Annotated in this window: 1 protein-coding gene; it reads left to right on the top strand. The window is 51.8% G+C overall.

Annotated features, from left to right (window positions below; translation table 11 throughout):
- Positions 1-95: 95 nt before the first annotated feature.
- Positions 96-434 (top strand): POTRA domain-containing protein (locus K9U40_RS23970; RefSeq protein WP_282892547.1); only part of this gene is annotated, 339 nt, incomplete at its 3' end.

Raw genomic sequence — 434 nt, 5'->3', positions numbered from 1 at the left:
GGGTTTAGTCTGCTTTTTAATCCATATTACTGGATTTTTGTTAAGCCGTTTAACGGCGTTCCAGGGGCAGGAAAAAAGGATATTCAGGAGCAAATGTGCGCTATATCCGACAGTTATGCTGTGTAAGCTTACTCTGCTTAAGCGGATCTGCCGTCGCCGCGAACGTCCGTCTACAGGTCGAGGGGTTATCGGGACAGCTGGAAAAGAACGTTCGTGCGCAGCTGTCTACGATTGAAAGTGATGAAGTGACGCCAGACCGTCGCTTTCGCGCACGCGTCGATGATGCCATCCGCGAAGGTCTGAAAGCGCTGGGTTATTACCAGCCGACCATTGAATTTGATCTCCGTCCACCGCCAAAGAAAGGGCGGCAGGTATTGATCGCCAAAGTCACGCCAGGTGTGCCGGTGTTAATTGGCGGCACCGATGTGGTATTG

The organism is Xanthobacter autotrophicus, assembly GCF_030015065.1.
GTDB classification, from domain to species: Bacteria; Pseudomonadota; Alphaproteobacteria; order Rhizobiales; family Xanthobacteraceae; genus Xanthobacter; species Xanthobacter autotrophicus_D.
The sequence above is the reverse complement of the archived record's forward strand: the minus strand, read 5'-3'. Positions and strand labels throughout refer to the sequence as shown.